Annotated in this window: 16 protein-coding genes and 2 riboswitches; of the genes, 2 read left to right on the top strand and 14 right to left on the bottom strand. The window is 41.7% G+C overall.

All coding sequences use genetic code 11. The features are described from left to right. Positions 1-26: 26 nt before the first annotated feature. The 7 genes from thiE to OZX63_RS00375 all read right to left on the bottom strand — a co-directional run bounded on the left by thiE (position 27) and on the right by OZX63_RS00375 (position 5,898). Entirely contained in the window at positions 27-656 is a 630-nt protein-coding gene (thiE, locus tag OZX63_RS00405) for a thiamine phosphate synthase (RefSeq protein WP_277143642.1), read from the bottom strand. 12 nt (positions 657-668) lie between these two features. Then, positions 669-1,877 (bottom strand): dicarboxylate/amino acid:cation symporter, encoded by a 1,209-nt coding sequence (locus tag OZX63_RS00400; protein ID WP_277143640.1) that lies wholly within the window; start codon positions 1,875-1,877, stop codon positions 669-671. A gap of 2 nt (positions 1,878-1,879) precedes the next feature. Next, positions 1,880-3,100: a M20 family metallo-hydrolase gene (locus OZX63_RS00395; RefSeq protein ID WP_277143638.1), complete on the bottom strand. Its 1,221-nt coding sequence runs from the start codon at positions 3,098-3,100 to the stop codon at positions 1,880-1,882. Positions 3,101-3,104: 4 nt separating this feature from the next. Next, the gene (locus OZX63_RS00390; RefSeq protein ID WP_277143636.1) at positions 3,105-3,881 is read right to left on the bottom strand and encodes a thiazole synthase; all 777 of its coding nucleotides are present in this window, start codon (positions 3,879-3,881) and stop codon (positions 3,105-3,107) included. A 14-nt stretch (positions 3,882-3,895) separates the two neighbouring features. Continuing rightward, the gene (gene thiF, locus OZX63_RS00385) at positions 3,896-4,534 is read right to left on the bottom strand and encodes a sulfur carrier protein ThiS adenylyltransferase ThiF (RefSeq protein ID WP_277143634.1); all 639 of its coding nucleotides are present in this window, start codon (positions 4,532-4,534) and stop codon (positions 3,896-3,898) included. Continuing rightward, a complete protein-coding gene (gene thiS / locus OZX63_RS00380) occupies positions 4,535-4,729 on the bottom strand; it encodes a sulfur carrier protein ThiS (RefSeq protein WP_277143633.1) in 195 nt (64 codons plus the stop codon). It abuts the gene before it with no gap. 79 nt (positions 4,730-4,808) lie between these two features. Next, a riboswitch (TPP riboswitch) is annotated at positions 4,809-4,903 on the bottom strand. A 56-nt stretch (positions 4,904-4,959) separates the two neighbouring features. After that, positions 4,960-5,898 carry an AraC family transcriptional regulator gene (locus tag OZX63_RS00375; RefSeq protein ID WP_277143631.1) on the bottom strand — a complete coding sequence of 313 codons (939 nt, stop codon included), beginning with the start codon at positions 5,896-5,898 and terminating at the stop codon, positions 4,960-4,962. Between the two features lie 123 nt (positions 5,899-6,021). After that, a riboswitch (TPP riboswitch) is annotated at positions 6,022-6,111 on the top strand. A gap of 45 nt (positions 6,112-6,156) precedes the next feature. Between OZX63_RS00375 and OZX63_RS00370 the strand changes: the two genes are divergently transcribed. Both OZX63_RS00370 and OZX63_RS00365 read left to right on the top strand, forming a co-directional pair. Then, positions 6,157-7,515, top strand: coding sequence for an ABC transporter ATP-binding protein (locus OZX63_RS00370; protein ID WP_277145067.1), 1,359 nt, complete (start codon positions 6,157-6,159; stop codon positions 7,513-7,515). A 9-nt stretch (positions 7,516-7,524) separates the two neighbouring features. Then, on the top strand, positions 7,525-8,178 hold the full coding sequence (locus OZX63_RS00365) for an energy-coupling factor transporter transmembrane component T (RefSeq protein ID WP_277143629.1): 654 nt from the start codon (positions 7,525-7,527) through the stop codon (positions 8,176-8,178). Between the two features lie 30 nt (positions 8,179-8,208). Here OZX63_RS00365 and OZX63_RS00360 read toward each other — a convergent pair whose 3' ends face one another. The 7 genes from OZX63_RS00360 to walK form a co-directional block, all read right to left on the bottom strand. Next, positions 8,209-9,060, bottom strand: a complete 852-nt coding sequence (locus OZX63_RS00360) for an ROK family protein (RefSeq protein ID WP_277143627.1) — start codon at positions 9,058-9,060, stop codon at positions 8,209-8,211. A gap of 13 nt (positions 9,061-9,073) precedes the next feature. Further along, positions 9,074-9,553 (bottom strand): 23S rRNA (pseudouridine(1915)-N(3))-methyltransferase RlmH, encoded by a 480-nt coding sequence (gene rlmH, locus OZX63_RS00355; protein WP_277143625.1) that lies wholly within the window; start codon positions 9,551-9,553, stop codon positions 9,074-9,076. Positions 9,554-10,044: 491 nt separating this feature from the next. Then, on the bottom strand, positions 10,045-11,262 hold the full coding sequence (locus OZX63_RS00350) for a trypsin-like peptidase domain-containing protein (RefSeq protein ID WP_277143623.1): 1,218 nt from the start codon (positions 11,260-11,262) through the stop codon (positions 10,045-10,047). Positions 11,263-11,329: 67 nt separating this feature from the next. Further along, positions 11,330-12,127, bottom strand: coding sequence for an MBL fold metallo-hydrolase (locus tag OZX63_RS00345; protein WP_277143621.1), 798 nt, complete (start codon positions 12,125-12,127; stop codon positions 11,330-11,332). Between the two features lie 15 nt (positions 12,128-12,142). After that, complete coding sequence (locus tag OZX63_RS00340) at positions 12,143-12,967, bottom strand: two-component system regulatory protein YycI (RefSeq protein WP_277143619.1); 825 nt, start codon at positions 12,965-12,967, stop codon at positions 12,143-12,145. A 1-nt stretch (position 12,968) separates the two neighbouring features. After that, entirely contained in the window at positions 12,969-14,294 is a 1,326-nt protein-coding gene (locus OZX63_RS00335; protein ID WP_277143617.1) for a hypothetical protein, read from the bottom strand. After that, complete coding sequence (walK, locus tag OZX63_RS00330) at positions 14,284-16,140, bottom strand: cell wall metabolism sensor histidine kinase WalK (protein WP_277143615.1); 1,857 nt, start codon at positions 16,138-16,140, stop codon at positions 14,284-14,286. The genes OZX63_RS00335 and walK overlap by 11 nt, the downstream gene beginning before the upstream one ends. Positions 16,141-16,184 lie beyond the last annotated feature (44 nt).

Genomic DNA, 16,184 nt, shown 5'->3' with positions numbered 1-16,184 from the left:
ATGTCGTTTTTTACTTTAATTAACTTTTATAAAGCTGCTAAAACTGCTTGTCTTAGCTCTTGCGTTGCCTTGATTGGGTCAGCAGCCTGCATAATCGCCGATACGACAGCAACTCCTGCAACATGAGCAGGCTTAACTGCCGCAACATTATGCGCCTTTAAGCCGCCGATTGCATAAACAGGAATTGAGACATTTTGCCTAATTTGGCTTAACGTTGCCACACTTGTATGCACTGTCTTAACGTGAGTTTGCGTCGGGAAGATTGCCCCTACGCCCAAGTAGTCAGCACTCTCTTTTTCTGCTTCAAGAGCCTGCGGCAAAGTCTTAGTTGTCGCGCCAATAATCTTATCTGCCCCTAAAATTTGCCGGGCAACTTTGACAGGCAAATCGTTTTGGCCTAAATGGACTCCCGCAGCATTAACCGCTTGCGCAATATCAAGACGATCGTCAATAATTAACGGCAACTGATAACGGTCGGTTATTTGCTTAACTGCCTGCGCCAATTCGTAATATTCACGCCCAGACAGCTGTTTTTCACGTAACTGCACCAGATCAACGCCACTTTTACAAGCTTGCTCAATTGTAGTTAAAAATTGGCGATCAGTTAAATTAGTCCGATCGGTAACTAAGTATAATGGTCGGTTTTTTATTTTCATAATCATTTCTCCCTAATAGACATCCCTATTCAACTGGTTCGTTGAAGCCGCCACACCTACCGCCGTAATTGTATCGCCGACAACATTAGCAACTGCACGGAACATCCCGACGAACCAATCAATCCCAGCAAATAAAGCAATACATGTATTAGGAAAGCCAAGTACGGGAAGTGCAATTGTTAACGCAACAATGCCGCCACCTGGAACCACTACAGTCCCTATGCAAGACAAGACGGCCAGTAAAATTATTTTTAACAGCAGTACTGGCGCTAAACTAGCACCATAAAGCTGCATCAAGGTGATACAAACTAACGATAGGTACAGAGCTAAACCATTACTGTTTAGTGCCATTCCCAGCGGTAAGACAAGCTGGGTAACGGATTTACTGACCCCCAGCTTTTCTTGAGCATCAATCATTTCGATTGGCAGAGTTGCGGCAGACGAAGTTGTCGTAAATGCGACAACGATGATTCTAGTCAGACCTCTAATCAGGCCCCAAAAAGATACATGAGCAACTAAACTAACAAAGATAAACAAGGCAAGTAAAAATACAATTACCGCGACTGCATAAAGCACTAAAAAGTATAGCAAAGGCAGAAACACTTTACCGCCGTTTTTCGCAATTGTACTGGCAAACATACAGGCGATACCAATCGGTGCAAGCTTGATGATTAGCATTACCAACTTAACGATTAACTGATTAAATTGTTTAATCAGCTTCAGCACTAGGTGATATTCATTATTTTCATTGGCGCGACTTAAGACTAGACCGAATAAAACAGCAAAAACAATTACTTGGATCACGTTTCCTTTAGTAAGAGATGCAAAAATATTATCAGGAAACAGCTGCAAGATTGCTGCACGTAAATTAACGCTAGAATGCAGCACTGCTTTTGTTTTTACTAAATTCGGCAGCCGCAACATTGTTCCCGGCTTAAAGACTAAGCCCAAAAGCACACCTTCAACCGCCGCCAAAATTGTTGTAATGGTAAACCAAAGACAGGTTTTTAACCCCAGTTTGCCCAATTCCTCAAACTTCAAACTACCTAAGGCTTCGATGACTGCACCCAAAATTAGCCAAACAATTACCATTTGCAGCAGCCGTAAAAAGATATCGCCAATAATTGTTAAATTTTCCGCCCACTTAGGTAGTAGCCAGCCAACTAGCGCCCCAATTAAGACGCCAATTGTGATCTGGCCAGTCAGGCTAATTTTATGCATTATTAATATGCCTCCTGATAAAGCGATGCGGTCAAAAATTCAACTCCCCGCTGCAAATCCTCAGGCTTAGTATTTTCTTCTGGTGCATGGCTAACGCCATTAATGCTGGGCACAAAAATCATCGTCGTTGGTACGACGCGATTCATAATTTCACTATCGTGTCCTGCGCCTGATGCCAATTTCATGATTGAATAACCCATTTTGTGCGCCAATTTTTCATTTTTCGCCAGCATTTCCGAACTTAAAATCACAGGTTGATCATGAACCCAGCGTTTAAATTCAACGTTAATCAGCGGGTCAGGAAGATTGGCAATGGTGTTTTTCATCATTTTTTCAAATTCATCTAAAAGCTCATTATTTTGATGACGACAATCGATAAAAAACGTCACTTTGCCAGGAATTACGTTAGAAGTATTCGGCCAAACAGCAAGTTCGCCAACTGTAAAAGTCAAAAGCGGATCCACTGCACTCGCAAACACTTCAAACTGGTTAATTAACTTAATTGTCGCCTGCAAGGCATCGTGGCGCTCAGTCATTAAGGTCGTGCCCGCATGATTTGTAATGCCGTTAACCGTAATGCGATAACGCCGCTGACCGACAATCGCTGTAACTAACCCAAGTGAAATATTATTGCGAGCAAGACGATTTCCCTGTTCAACGTGCAATTCAGTAAAAGATTGTGGCAGCTGGGGAAGATCATAATTGACGCCGCTAATTTGCTTCAATTGATTAACTGCATTACTGCGAGCATTTTCGATTTTGATGCCATTTTCATCAACTAAACCATTAGTCTCAGCCACGCGTGCATAGTGCTTTGAACCACTGAAGGTGGCGTCAAAGCGGCTGCCTTCTTCTTCGCAAAAAGAAATTACCCGAATTGTTTTTTGTGAAATACCAAATCGCTCGCGCAAATTTAGGGCTGCTTGTAAGCCGCCCAGAACACCATACAGGCCATCAAAACGGCCGCCATTTTTTACAGTATCCATATGCGAGCCCGTCGCAATTACTTGTTCTTGGTCATTTCCAAGTAAGTCCAAATAGGTATTACCATAGTCATCAACTGTAACTTGAAAACCCGCTTTTAACGCAAACTGGATTAATAATTTCTGCCCTTGAAGCCAATCAGAAGAATAGACCAAGCGGTTCTGTCCTAATCCCGAATTAGGCAGAGTTGTAATCTGCTTAAAAAGCTGATTAACCGTTATTTTCTCACTCTGCTGCATGATGTTACTTACTTACACCAGTTAATGGTGATGACGCAACTGCACCGTGTTCAATTACCCGGCCAGGGCCAGCCAAATAAGCCTTACGCCCAGCCTCAATTCCCAATTTAAACGCTTCAGCCATTAACGGAATATTCTTAGCTGTCGCCATCGAGGTATTAGCCATAATCGCATCGGCACCCATTTCCATTGCTTCGGCAGCTTGGCTCGGGCGACCAATTCCCGCGTCAACAATTACTGGGACATCGATTTCATCAATCAAAATCTGAATTAACTCCTTGGTTGCCAAACCTTTATTAGTACCAATCGGTGCTGCTAGCGGCATGACAGTAGCTGCACCCGCATCAACCAGTTCCCGAGCAGTATTTAAGTCAGGCAAAATATACGGCATAACAATAAAGCCTTCTTTTGCCAGAACCTCGGTTGCCTTAACGGTTGCCGCATTATCTGGCAACAAGTACTTTTTATCAGGCACTACCTCTAACTTGATGAAGTCACTGCCACTCAATTCACGAGCTAAGTGCGCGGTTCTAATTGCCTCTTCAGCCGTTGTTGACCCTGACGTATTTGGCAAAATCGTCACACCTTCAGGAATGTAATTAAGAATATTTTCTTGGTCAGACGTTGTCCGGCGCAAAGCCATCGTAATAATTTGTGCCTTAGCATGCTTTACTGCCGCATCAATCAGATCATAAGAATACTTTCCTGAGCCCAAAATAAACCGTGAAGTAAATGTATGCCCGCCAATTGTTAATAAATCTGTTTCTTCAGTATTTGTCATTATGTTTTCCTCTTTTAATTTAAATCTTCAATTCCTAATATTAACTGAACAATCATGTTTGCCTCATGGCCAGCGCAGATTGTCACACGCGGAGCCATAAGACCTTCTGTCCCTTTAGACTTGCCATCGCCTGCTAAATACGCGTTAGGCAATATTTTGCGCGTTTTAATTGCATTGGCACTATGAATTCCCGCCATTCCTGACGCCATGACTAGCGGTTTATCAGGAAAAATCGTCGTGACATTTTCCAGTAGCATTGCTTTAGCCGCCGGGTCATCAAAGGCCTCACAAATAATATCCGCATCTTGAAATAACTGTGTGATATTTTGCGGTGTTACCCGCTCTTTTATCGCGTTAATCGTTACAAATGGATTAACTTCCTGTAAGTTCTCCTTCATCGCAACTACCTTCGCCATTCCAACTTGACTAAATTTAAATTGCTGACGATTAAGGTTGCTTAATTCAACTTGATCAAAGTCAATCAAAGTTATTTGACCGACACCAATGCGAGCTAAAGCAAGAGAGATATTTGTTCCTAAACCGCCACAACCAGCAATAGTTACCTTGGCAGCAGCTAGTTTAGAGCTAGAGCCCGAGACGTTACGTTTTTGCATTTCAGCGACAATTGCCGAATTCTGTAACCTATCTAGCATTTATCCACCCCCAACAAATGAAATTATTTCCACCTTGTCATTTTCTTTTAGCAGAACATTGGCGAAATCACTGCGAGGCACAATCTTGCCATTCAGTTCAACTGCTAAATTGCTGACTGGCGCATTCCTTTGGGTTAAAAGTGTTGCAATTGAGATACCTATAGCTGCCACTTCTTCACCATTAACAGTAACCAAAAAATCCCTTCCTTCGGCTATCAAAGGAAAGGACTTTTAATAAAAATTAGCCATTCTTAAATAAGAATGGCTCAAAAAATTGATCAACAAGCCGCTCTTCCTTCGGTAGTATAAACTACATCAGGTTCGATGAGTATAATCTCAGTCGCTTAAGCGACACCCCAGACGAACTTTTTTATTAAATTATAGTTTAGGTATAACAACTTTTGGTTGCGCTGTCAATCATTTTTTTATTTCAAATTAATGTTAGCCTGGCGAAATAGCTCTGCACGCATTTGAACCGGCGTCTGATGATAATATTCATTAAACTTTTTATAGAAAAATGACTTGCCATTGTAACCGACCCTGGCAATAATTTCCTTAACCGAAATATCAGGACGTGCAAGTAAATTGCGTGCTTCCTGCATTCGCCGCTCATCAACATGCTCTACAAAGCTTTTGCCAGTCTTTTGCTTAACTAAACTAGAAAAATAATTTGGATTAAAACCGAAATACTTAGCAGCTGCATCTAAAGTAATATCGGCAAAATTGGCATCGATATAGCTTTCAAGTGTTGCATTGGCAAAGCCTTGCTTTTCTGCTGGCACCGAAGCGAAGTTTTGATTACGTACTGCCGCAACTAGCAATAAATTTAGTTCTGCTTTGACTACACTCTCGGCAAACAAATTCTGGTTTAAATATTCATCAATTATCCTGTTCATCAGTTGTGCGGACTTAGAAATTGGCGTTGACTTTAAATATAACAGACGATTAACCCGCAAATTGCTAATTACCTGCTCAATTGCTTGCTCCTCGCGTGACTCCTTATTGGTAATATTTCCCAGGAAATATTGTAAATTATACTTGGAATTTAAATCCAACTTTACCAAAACATCATTTTTAGTTTGCTTTTGGACTTCATAATCACTTTTAGCTGGTAAAAAGACAATGTTCCCTACTCCTAGCTCGAAGTCTTGGCCGTGAATTTTAATATTTGATTTGCCACCAGCTTCATAAAAAATCATCGCATTTGTTGTTTGATAACGATGGACACCAGTGTTGTGATTTTCAAGATAAACAGTAAACAGGTCAAAGTTGCTGCCCACTGCTTTTAAGCGCAATTCATTTGTATCGCTATTAGTTGAACTTAAAATACTAGCTAAATATTGCGCCAATTTGACTGCTGCCATAGTTTCACCTTCTTATTATTAATTTAATACTTTTATTATATAGCAAAAATCATATTCACTGGTACTTTATTTTCATCAAGCTGTCATGACTAGACAGCAAAGCGGCTTTCATGTAAAATCAGTTTGATAACTTTGGGGTGCTGCAAGGCTGAGATAATACCCGTTGAACCTGCTATGGACAATGCCAGCGAAGGGAAAATGAATGAATTTTTACGTCGTTAGTGCATCTCGTCCTAGCGACTTTTTTAGTTGGTAAAAATAATGATTACAAGCAAAAATTTAACTTTTTCATACGATCAAAATATTAAAATTCTTGACAACCTTAATCTTGAAATTCCCACGGGGCAATTTTCACTGTTAATTGGGCCCACTGGTTGTGGCAAGTCAACTTTACTTAAAGTACTGGCTGGTCTATATCCTAAATATGCCGGTAAAGTCAGCGGCGATCTTGATCTTAACGGCCTAAAGTCGGCCATCATGTTTCAAAATGCTGGCGAACAGTTCACAATGGCGACCCCACGAGAAGAAATCATTTTTGCGCTTGAGAACTTACAAGTTAACCAAGAAGATTATCTCAAGCGCCTAACTGCCGGTGTCCAATTTGCGCAAATTGAAAACTTGCTGGACCAAAAAATTAATACATTGTCCGGCGGTGAGCAACAACGCGTGGCCCTTGCCGTTCTCGTTGCAATGGACATTGATTTATTCTTGCTAGATGAGCCTTTTGCTAGTTGTGATCCGCAGGCACGGCAGTTTTTAATTACCAAATTAGCGCACTTGCGCGATCAAGGCAAAACGATTATTTTGAGTGACCACGTTCTAAATGGTTACCAAAATGTCTGTGATTGCCTGTTTCAGTTTGCAGGCCACCATGTCCAACAATTAGACTATTTAGCTAAAGACAAACTACTCCAAACAAGCACGCACAAGAATAATTATTCCTTTGCCGTACCCCAAAATGAAGCTGCTTGTTTTACCTTAAATAAAACGCAACTAACGCAAAATAGACTTTTATTAAGCCAAGATCAGCTCAAGATTATTGCGGGTAAGACCACGTTAATTACGGGTGCTAACGGCGTTGGTAAGACCTCACTATTTAACGCATTGACCAAAATGCTGCCTTATAGCGGCAGTTTAACTTACCACAATCGTGAAGTCCGCCAACAGGCAACGCGCAAGTATTTATTACATGTTGCTCAGATTTTTCAGAATGCAACCGACCAATTTTTGAGTGTTACCGTTCAAGACGAAATTAACTTGAGTAAAAAACAACGGACTAACAACTTTTTTACTGACGAAAAAATCAACGAAGTTTTAATTGACCTTGATTTAGACCAACATTTAGACCAAGTTGTGTTTTCTCTGTCCGGCGGCCAACAAAAGAAGCTGCAAATTTTACTAATGTTAATCGCGGACCAAGATGTATTGCTGATTGACGAGCCACTAAGTGGCTTGGACCACGTATCAAGCCAAAAAGTCATGCAATTACTTAGGCAAAGTCAAAAAAAGCGCGGCCAAACTTTGCTAATTATCAGTCATGAACTTGACGGCCTAGCTGATTGGTGTGACTACCACCTCGTTTTTGCTGATAAGCAGCTGCATTACGTGACTAAGTGAGGTATTTTCATGAATCCTAGTTTTAAATTTATTTTAGCCCTAATTATTTCGCTTGAAATATCATTGAAAATTAGCTTGGCGACTAATTTTGCAATCATCATCTTGGCAATTATCTATTTACTAATTAACCGAATCAAATTAAAGAATTTGCTAATCCTGCTTTTAGTGCCATTCATTGCCGCATTTACGATTTTTGCAACACTTGAATGGTTCACACCAACCTCCAATCTATTTAATGCCCTGGGCTTGTCCAGCCGGATTTACGTTTATATCTTAACTATCAGCTGCGTCACGATTAATACCAGTGCCGAAGAATTAGCGCGTTCATTTGAGCAGAATTTCCATTTACCGAGTAAATTTGCTTATGGCGTTCTAGCCGCGCTTAATATTGTTCCTCGCATGAAGCAGGCCGTTAAGCAAATCCGAACGGCTGGCATGATGCGCGGCGTTTATCTTAGCTTTTGGTCGCCAGTATTATATTTCAAAGCTATTTTGGTCGCACTCAATTCTGCTGAGAATTTGGCACAAGGAATGGAATCCCACGGCTATCAAGAAGATGCCCGACGTTCCGTAATCGTTGCTGTCCCAGTGCGAGCACAAGATTGGATTTGGAGCGTCATTATTCTAATTGCACTTAACCTAGCATTATTCATCTTAAAATAAAAAATGTAGTCGTAATTCGACTACATTTTTTTACATTTGAGCTATAAAATTCAAGGCAGCGCCATAAAGATTGGCCGAATTATGATACTGACATGTCATCACCTGCGGCATAATCCGCGCCATGCCAAACTCCGTCAATTTCTGCTTAAGCCTTTGAGCGATTTCGGCGCTGATTTCTGAACGAGCGGACACACCGCCACCCAAAAGAAACGCGTCAAAGTCAAAAGAAACCTGCAGGTCATACATACTGCTTGCCAAGAGGTCATAAAAGCGATTAACCAGACTTTGAGCTAGTTCATCGCCTTGACTGGCCAACGCAAATAACTTTTTCCCGTCAACTTCCGTTTTAGTTTTTCTCGAATAAATTTTGGCAGCCTTGACTATTGGCGCATCCATGCTCAACATGCGGTCCGTTCTGCCTCTCATAAAGCCGAATTCGCCGCCAACTAAATGCGAACCACGATGCAACTCATGATTAATAAAAACGGCGCCGCCAATTCCCGTTCCGATAACAATAAACGCAACGTTCTTAAACTGACGGCCATTACCAATTTTGGTTTCACAGATACCTGCACAATTAGCATCATTTTCAATTGTTAGTGGCAAGCCAAATTCTGCTTTCAATTCCGCAAAAATCGGCCGCTTATGTAAGTACGGTACCTGACTGATACCCTCAATAGTACCAGCCTGAACATTGACATCGCCTGGCGCACTGATTGCTAGTCCGGTGAAATGGCCCTGGTCAATAAATTCGTGCATTTTTTCTTTTAAAGCGGTGAACGTCTTTGGCGTCTTAAAGCTTGCCTGCTCAGTAATGTGTTCATTCTCATAAATTCCGGTCTTAACAGTGGTCCCGCCAATATCGAAAACAGCTAATTTCATTTTTATCCCCATTCTACTTGTGATATGGACTACCACTATTAATCATAAAGCCACGGTAAATTTGCTCGATCAGGACAACGCGCATCAATTGGTGCGGCATCGTCAGTTTACCAAAGCTAAGCAAATCATCTGCGCGCCGGTTGACAGCAGGGCTGGTGCCCAAACTCCCACCAATGACAAAGGTAATATCGGAATGACCATAGGTTGCCAAATTTTCCAATTCACTGGCAAACTCTTCACTTGTGCGTTCCTTACCCTTAATCGCCGTCACATAAACGTATTCCTTGTCCTTGATTTTACTTAAAATCCGTTGTCCCTCAATTTCCTTAACCTGCTCCTGCTCCGCCTGACTGAACTTTTCCGGCGCCTTTTCATCGGCAACTTGAACCAGCTGGACTTTGGCAAATCGGCTCAAGCGCTTCTGGTACTCAGCAATTGCATCCTTAAAATATTTTTCTTTTAGTTTTCCCACACAGACAATCTTGATATTCATAATTACTAGTTTATCCCCTAACTCCCAATCTTTCCACTTGCTTTTTCCACACCTGTGCAAAATCGAAATCTACATTTTGTGGTCGCTGTCATTTATTTTCAGCTAAATTGTGGTCGGCAAACTTTTTTCTCTATTTTACTAAATTTTACCCACACACATACTTTTAACAGCCTAATTTCACAAACTAATCGGCCTAGAATACTATGATAACGGGCTGAACAATTGTTTGTGTAAATCTATTTTCACTAATATTTAAACACAATTAACAGATTATCCACAGGCTTTTTAAAGCATTCTCACATCTTTTATGCACAATCCACAGATTTTTCCACAGTTATCAACAAGAATTCTCAACTGATTTTTTTCTTGACAAGCTCAATTACCGAATAAAAAAATGTTTCGCGCAATTAATATTAATAAAAAGGCTATACTGCCGGCACAAACCGCTTAGTATAGCCTTTTTCTTGTTCAATTACAGAATATTATCCTTCTTAATCAGCTTGTAGTTTAACCCGTAAATTGAGTGTTTTACCATTGCGATCAACGGTTAAATTAACGGTATCACCGACTTTATGATCATACAAAATGCTGTGTAACGAAGCAACATCTGTTACCGTTTTACCATCAACTTTAACGATAACATCCCCCGTCTTCATTCCCGCTGCAGCTGCCGAACCGTTCTTAGTTACTGAAGCAATATAAATCCCGCTCTTCAAGTTGGATTTAATATTCAAATGCTTTCGATAACTAGCTGGAATGCCTTGCAGTGCGATAACCTTCACGCCAAGCTGCGGCCGGGTAATTTTCCCCTTCTTTACCAGTTGGTTAACAATCGTAACAACCTCATTAGACGGAATAGCAAAGCCCATGCCTTCAACTGACGTTCCATCACTTGATTGAGCCAGCTTCATTGAGTTAATCCCGATAACTTGACCGGCAGAATTGACTAAGGCACCACCTGAGTTACCAGGATTAATCGCTGCATCAGTCTGAATAACTGTTTGCTGGTTAGCAGAAGAAGTTGTAATACTTCTAGCAGGAGCTGAAATAATCCCCTGAGTTACCGTTGACGCGTATTCACTGCCCAGTGGGGAACCAACAGCAATCACTGTCTGACCAGCCTGTAAGGTCTTAGAATCGCCAAATTCAGCCGTCTGGGTAACATATCCAGAGTCAATTGCTAAAACCGCCAAGTCAGTAGTTGCATCTGTTCCTACAATCCGCGCATTAACCGTCTTACCGTTTGACAACATGACCTGCACCTTGTCACTACCTGAAACTACGTGATTATTCGTCACAATATAGCCCTTATTGCCGGACTTCATGTAAATAACACCGGAGCCCTCACTGTAAGTTTGCAGCTTGCCCTTTTTACTGCTGCTATCATCGTCGTTATCGCCAAAAATATCAAACAAAGAATTACTGCTGCTATTTGACTGCCGCTTCATGTTAATTACGGATACAACAGCACCTTTAACATCATTATATGCAGGAGTCATTGCCCCACTAGTTTTGGCACTATTTTTAGAAGTTTTAGCACTATCAGAGCTAATTGTTGTTTGTGCCTGATTATTGTTCACATTAGCATTATTAATTTGGTCTAAGGCAACATAAGAAGCACCGCCCCCAATAAGTCCCGCAACGACACCAACAACAGCTGTCTTAACAAGAAACTTATTTTTACCATGGTTAGTATTTGGGTTTTCCATATCATTATCTCCTTTACATATATCGCCTAATATACTAATAATTTTTGAAAAATTATCGTCTAAATTATTAAATTTGTACTAAATTCGTCGGCTGCTCTGGCGAAGTCAACTGAATTTTAACATCACTAGGGAGATTAGCATCCCCAGCAAGCAACATTTTTTGGGCAGTATCATAAGCTAACTTAGCCGTATTATTGTGCTGACTGCGGTGAGCTAAAAAGATGTGCTTCGTCCGCGGCGTCACTACATCCAGCAAGGCTTGACCAGCTTCTTCATTAGACAAATGACCCTCATCTGATAAGATCCGCTGCTTTAGTCCCCAAGAATAAGGACCGTTGCGCAACATCATGTCGTCATAATTAAATTCCATCAAGTAAGCATCGGCATCCGCAATCACGCTCTCAACTTTCTGCGACACATATCCTGTATCTGTCAAAAAGGCCATTCTCTTGCCGCCACTTGTAAAAACATAATATTGTGGCTCAGCAGCATCATGACTAGTCGCAAATGCGGTCACATCCAAATCGCCAAATGTTTGCGTTTGTTCCGGCTCAATCGTGTTAATTTGTTCCACCGGCAGCTTGCCAATTTTATTTGTTTCACATAAATATTGCCACGTGCCGCTATTGCTAAACGCCGCAATCCGAGGATAGCGCCGCATCAATACCCCTAGTCCTTTGCTGTGATCAGAGTGGTCATGACTTAAAAAGGCCATATCAATATCCGCAATATCAACGCCAACCTGACTAAGCAGCTGCTTAATTTTGACACCCGATAAACCCGCGTCCATCAAAATCTTATGCTGCCCGGTCTCAATCAGACTGGTATTGCCTGTTGACCCGCTAGCTAAAATCGAAACCCGCACCTAACTTTTTCCTTTCTAATTCTTCTGTACACTGTAAGAGTTGCCGGACTGCAGAATTTGGGCAGTAAAGGCATTTACTCGTTTAACCGTAATATTTTTAGTTGTTTTATTTTCGACCCAGATTAACCATGTTGGCAATAAAATCGTGCTGCCGCGAACCTCTGTCAACTTGGAATAACCCAGCTTAATCTGCATAACACGCGAATTATTAACAATCTCGCGGTCAGTATACATCGCCTTAACTGCGTGCCAAGCACTGATAATCAGTTGCGGCTCACGAACCGCGCTAATTGGTCCCATATAAGAAATCGTGTAATTGGTTATTGCATTATTACGCACATTAATCATCAATTGGGCATCACTAGCATAAACTTGACCATAGTCAGTACTCTGAACGTAGCAGTAGGTATTCGACCCCGACATGCTGGGCTCATACTTAAACTTGGCACCAAACGGGACATTTTCCGAATCATTCTTAAAATTATTCAGCTGCGTCAAGATTTGACGATGATTGCCGCTTAAGGTCACCTGCGTTTTGGGTGTTCCAGTTAAGATGTTGTCACTTTTTGAAAAATGAGTATTAACTTCCGTTAAACTAGAAAGTTTACCAGACAAGTAATTACGCTTTTTTGCGGCAAGATAGTAACCAGACCGCTGTTTGTGTGAAATATGCAGCGGCAGGTCAATGCCATCAGCGCGCATCTCAGCGCGAATACTGGTCGACTGCGTGCCGCCAGTATTGCTTAAATTAATGGGTGAGCGCCAGATTTCAATGCCAAGATAAAGGTCAATCAATAAGAAAACAACAAAAAATAGCCATTCAATTCGCTTACGGTCCATCTTATTGTGCTCCTTCCTTATTGTCCTTGTTTAAAGCCGTCAAATCTTGCTTTTGCCATTCACTTAAGCTTTGCCAACGATTATAAGCCTTAACGTAATAAGTTGGAATTAGATTAGCTAGGTGGTCGTGGCTGTTGTCCTTAACCATCCTAAAGCCAACAATAATTCGCTGAATCTGGTCTCTTTTAAGCCCCTGATTAATTAACTCCTGCAGCACCGTGTCTGTGCTCGGCAGATTACGTGTCTGCCCGTCAAATGGGATTGGAATTTGCAAATCAATATTATTAAACGCCACCTGCATTGATTCTGGTGTAAAACTCGTCTTAATCTGCGGTGTATGTTGTTCCGCAAAAACGGGCAGCCCTTCAATATAATTGGTATAACTGATCGACATGCCATTGGTATCAAAGAAACGCAAATCTTGCTCACTTAACCCTAGCTTGTGCACATAATCAACGCTGTCTAGTAATCGCTCGTGCACCGCTAGATTCTTACTTTTTTCATATTTGGTATAAAGTAAGTCATGCTTTTTCGTGCCACTCTTAGGAATTCGCAATTTAGTGTAATAATTAAGCGAATATGTAATCCAGCCCTTTTTACTTGAATGAGCCGTCACATTAGTTGTCCCCAGCAGCCGCGAGACAAAGTACGAGTCTGTCTGATTATTAGTTAGGTAGCTATATACCCGCCAGCGTTCCGCATTAGTATAAAAGACCTCGTAATAGTTCTTCAGTCGCACTAACTTAACCGGCGTTCTGCTGTGTGCATGACTAGCATAGCTGCGCAGTTTAGCAAAATTTGCCCGAGCCAAATCAATCCGGTACACAGTCGTTGTCTCATCATTGCCCAGATAAAGCCGATTATCATTATTAGAAATAAAAACTCGGCGGAATTTTTTCCCACTTTCGAGCGTATTTTGCTTAGTAAACAGCTTGATGCTAACCTCATCGGGAAAAGTCAGCTGAATATAATCAGGATTGTTGAGCATGTGCTCGTATTTAGTACGACTGGTGCTCACAACATTTAGATTTTTAAACTTAATCCCTTTTAATTCCTTGGTAAACTCAAGCGGTAAATTTTTCTTGGCATCGTACAACCGGTAGAGCTGCCCATTTTTAAAACCATAAGAGCAAGTCGGGATATACAGGTCATAAATCGAATTATTGAGCCGATTACGCGACTGCTGCGTTACGCTGCTAGTCTGGTTAATATGGCTAAAATACTGGTCGTTGGTCATGATAAAAATCCACAACACAATCGACAAGCTAAAGACAAGCAGTGTGCCGACCAGCAAGAAGAAATCGCCAAATTTAAACTTAAATTTCATCCCAATCGTCCTCCTCGCTCATCGGCTCGTACGGCAAGGCAATGTAGAAGGTGGAGCCCTTGCCCTCACTGCTGTTAGCCCAAATTTGACCATGATGGGCTGTCACAATTTCCTTAGCAATTGCTAAACCTAAGCCGGTACCACCTTGCGCCCGCGAGCGTGCCTTATCAACCCGATAAAACCGATCAAAAATTTTGTTAAGGTCTTCACGCGGAATCCCGAGTCCTTGGTCAGCTATGCTTAAAAGCAAGCGATTTTGTTCCTGCTGCAATTTAACCGTGATTGTCCCACCATCTGGCGAATACTTAATCGCATTATTCATAATATTATCGATTACTTGCGCCATCTTATCGGTGTCAATTTCAACCCACAAGGCCTGCGTGCCCAATTTGCGCCTGATGGTGTACTTCTTCTTGCCCTCTTTGGCATCAGTTTTAACAATTATGTCAAACCTGTCCAAAATGTGTGCCACAAAATCGTTAAAGTTGACCCACTCAACGTCAACCTTGGACACCCCGCGGTCCATCCGCGACAGACTGAGCAGCTCGTTAATCATACGGATCATGCGTTCAGTTTCTTCTTGCGTTACTTGCAAAAATTGCGGGGCCACATTCGGATCCTTCCACGCACCCTCATTCAGAGTTTCAATATAGGCGTGCAGACTTGTCAGCGGCGTCCGCAGTTCATGCGACACGTTAGATACAAATTGCTTTTGTGAGTTTTCATTCTTCTGCTGCTCGGTAATATCATGCAGCACACAAACACTCCCGGACACAAAGCCCGTTACCCGCTTAATCAGTGAAAAGCTGGCATGCAAAATCACTTCATCACGCGTGCCCTCGTTAAGCGTAATGACAATTCCTTTTTGATTGGACATTAAATCTTGTGAGATTTCTTTTAGTCCCAAAACTTCCGCAATTGGCTTGTTAATAATGTCTTTCTTGGTTTTATTTAAAAAATTGAGCGCCATCTGGTTAACAACGCTAACGTTGCCGTGCCGATCGGTCGCTAGCACCCCATCACTCATGTGTGACAACACGCTATCCAGCCGGCGCTGCTCACTCTCAGACTCTTCCTGCGACCGCTCAATGCGCACGGACAGAGTATTAAAGGCTTGGCCTAATTGTCCCAATTCATCATTAGAATAAATCTTTACCTGACTGGAATAATCACCATCGGCAATATTTAACGCCTGCCCCTGCATTTCCTCAATTGGCTTGGTAATCGCATGCGAAACAACTAATGACAAGATCGCGCCCATCACCGCGGCAATTAACGATGTCACCAAGAACATAAAGGAGATATTACGCAAATTATTAAATACCCCCTGCATTGACGCTCGCACATAAATCGCCCCAACTGTGTTGGTCGACCCATTGCCCGCATTCAGCGGCGTCACCTGCACCATATAATTATCTTTATCAGTGATTACTTTGGTTGCCTGACGTCCCGTCGACGTAACTTGCTTAACCAGCAGATTGTTGACCCGCTGGCCAATTCGGCTTTTGTCATTTAGGTTTGATACCGCCCGAATAATATCCTTGTTATCAACCACGATAATCTCACTAATCGTGTTAGTACCATTGCTGTAATCATTAACGATGCGGTTCAAGCTGGTACTTGGTCGTTTATTATCGCGCAGCAATTGCAATGACAGCTGATTGGTAACAATCGGCGGTACCTGAATTGACGACTGGAAACTCTCAATGCTGTTTTGTTCCAATTGCCTAGTAAAATACGCCCCAATAACTTCAATCATGGCAATAATCATTGCCATAAAGACAATTGCCAAAGTCGTATTAATCGAAATAAATAGATGTTTTAACTTACTCTTGATTTTTTTCATTATTTTTCATTATTAGATAGTAAAAAAGCCGCGCACTAAAAATA

Source organism: Lactobacillus sp. ESL0700 (assembly GCF_029392095.1).
Classification (GTDB): Bacteria; Bacillota; Bacilli; order Lactobacillales; family Lactobacillaceae; genus Lactobacillus.
Note: the sequence above shows the minus strand (reverse complement) of the source record. Positions and strands in the feature narration are given on the sequence as shown.

Excerpts from the sequence above, each read along its gene's own strand:
- thiE (WP_277143642.1), bottom strand. The coding sequence starts at position 656 with ATGAAAATAAAAAACCGACCATTATACTTAGTTACCGATCGGACTAAT.
- OZX63_RS00340 (WP_277143619.1), bottom strand. The coding sequence starts at position 12,967 with ATGGACCGTAAGCGAATTGAATGGCTATTTTTTGTTGTTTTCTTATTG.
- OZX63_RS00335 (WP_277143617.1), bottom strand. The coding sequence starts at position 14,294 with ATGAAATTTAAGTTTAAATTTGGCGATTTCTTCTTGCTGGTCGGCACA.
- OZX63_RS00365 (WP_277143629.1), top strand. The coding sequence starts at position 7,525 with ATGAATCCTAGTTTTAAATTTATTTTAGCCCTAATTATTTCGCTTGAA.
- walK (WP_277143615.1), bottom strand. The coding sequence starts at position 16,140 with ATGAAAAAAATCAAGAGTAAGTTAAAACATCTATTTATTTCGATTAAT.
- OZX63_RS00395 (WP_277143638.1), bottom strand. The coding sequence starts at position 3,100 with ATGCAGCAGAGTGAGAAAATAACGGTTAATCAGCTTTTTAAGCAGATT.
- OZX63_RS00350 (WP_277143623.1), bottom strand. The coding sequence starts at position 11,262 with ATGGAAAACCCAAATACTAACCATGGTAAAAATAAGTTTCTTGTTAAG.
- thiF (WP_277143634.1), bottom strand. The coding sequence starts at position 4,534 with ATGCTAGATAGGTTACAGAATTCGGCAATTGTCGCTGAAATGCAAAAA.
- OZX63_RS00360 (WP_277143627.1), bottom strand. The coding sequence starts at position 9,060 with ATGAAATTAGCTGTTTTCGATATTGGCGGGACCACTGTTAAGACCGGA.
- rlmH (WP_277143625.1), bottom strand. The coding sequence starts at position 9,553 with ATGAATATCAAGATTGTCTGTGTGGGAAAACTAAAAGAAAAATATTTT.
- OZX63_RS00375 (WP_277143631.1), bottom strand. The coding sequence starts at position 5,898 with ATGGCAGCAGTCAAATTGGCGCAATATTTAGCTAGTATTTTAAGTTCA.
- OZX63_RS00390 (WP_277143636.1), bottom strand. The coding sequence starts at position 3,881 with ATGACAAATACTGAAGAAACAGATTTATTAACAATTGGCGGGCATACA.
- OZX63_RS00400 (WP_277143640.1), bottom strand. The coding sequence starts at position 1,877 with ATGCATAAAATTAGCCTGACTGGCCAGATCACAATTGGCGTCTTAATT.